Source organism: Dermacoccus sp. UBA1591, assembly GCF_002322065.1.
GTDB lineage: Bacteria > Actinomycetota > Actinomycetes > Actinomycetales > Dermatophilaceae > Dermacoccus > Dermacoccus nishinomiyaensis.
Genome location: NZ_DCNR01000004.1, coordinates 1 through 1038, shown reverse-complemented (window position 1 = coordinate 1038; position 1038 = coordinate 1). Strand labels below are relative to the sequence as shown.

Below are 1038 nucleotides of genomic sequence, written 5' to 3'. Positions count from 1 at the left end.
CTCATCCGCGAGCTGCATCGCATCGAAGCCGATCACGGCCGCGTCCGCGGTGAGCGCTGGGGCGCGCGCACCCTCGACCTCGACGTCGTGACGCTCGGCGAGGCCGGTCGCGAGGACGAGATCGTGCTCGCCGACGAGCGCGACGGGGTGCAGGCCGGCGCGGCGGACGCGTCATGGTCGCCCCTCGCCCTGCCGCACCCGCGGGCTCATGAGCGCGCGTTCGTGCTCGTCCCGTGGGCCCAGGCGGCGCCGTGGATGGCGGTGCGCACCCCTGACGGCGTCCTGCCGCTGCTCGACGCCGTGCAGCGCGTCGATGCGTCCGGGGTGCGCCGCGGCCCGTCGTGGGACGACGACGACCACATCGACCTCGAGGAAGGCCTGACATGAAGCCCGTCCGACCGGTCACCGCCGTCGTCGCGGGGCTGCTCGTCGCGCTCATCAGCGGCGGCCTCCTGCAGCTGATGCGCAACAGTGGGCGCGCCGTGCCGCAGCACTCGTGGTGGGAGGTGCTCGTCGTCCTCGCGGCGTGCGGGCTGCTCGTCGCAGGCGGATGGCGCATCCGCGACGAGGTGCGCGCCCGCACGAAGGCGAAGAAGGAAGCGGACGCCGCGCGCCGCGCCGGGTCCGACGAGAGCGAGATCCGCGCGGCCGCCGCAGCCGTCGTCCAGGGGAGCGAGACGGTGGCGCCCGACACGGCCCGACGTATCGTCGTGCTCTCGCAGACGGCCGCCATCGGTGGCGGCATCCTCGCCGGATGGTATGCGGGGCAGGCCGTCACCCAGCTCGCGCGCCTCAGCGTGCCGTCCGTCCGTTCGGCCGTGCTGCTGCTCGGGGTGCTCGTCATCAGCTCTGTCGTGCTCAGCGTGCTGGGGTTCCTCGTGCAGCGCTGGTGCACGATTCCCGACGACGAACGCTGACGCGCAAGCCCGCTCCCTTGCAGGCTGGATCGGTGGACGGCTGCACGCGTCGACCGTGAACCGCGCAGGTGGTCAAGAGTTCGCGGCCGCTTCACAGCCGGCCGCATGACGATGGGGCCCG

Annotated in this window: 2 protein-coding genes; both read left to right on the top strand. The window is 73.4% G+C overall.

Annotated features, from left to right (window positions below; all coding sequences use genetic code 11):
- Nucleotides 1–387 (top strand): 2-amino-4-hydroxy-6-hydroxymethyldihydropteridine diphosphokinase (gene folK, locus B2284_RS00605; protein WP_286697073.1); only part of this gene is annotated, 387 nt, incomplete at its 5' end.
- Nucleotides 384–917 carry a DUF3180 domain-containing protein gene (locus B2284_RS00600; RefSeq protein ID WP_136788510.1) on the top strand — a complete coding sequence of 178 codons (534 nt, stop codon included), beginning with the start codon at nt 384–386 and terminating at the stop codon, nt 915–917. The genes folK and B2284_RS00600, both read left to right, overlap by 4 nt.
- Nucleotides 918–1038: the final 121 nt, after the last annotated feature.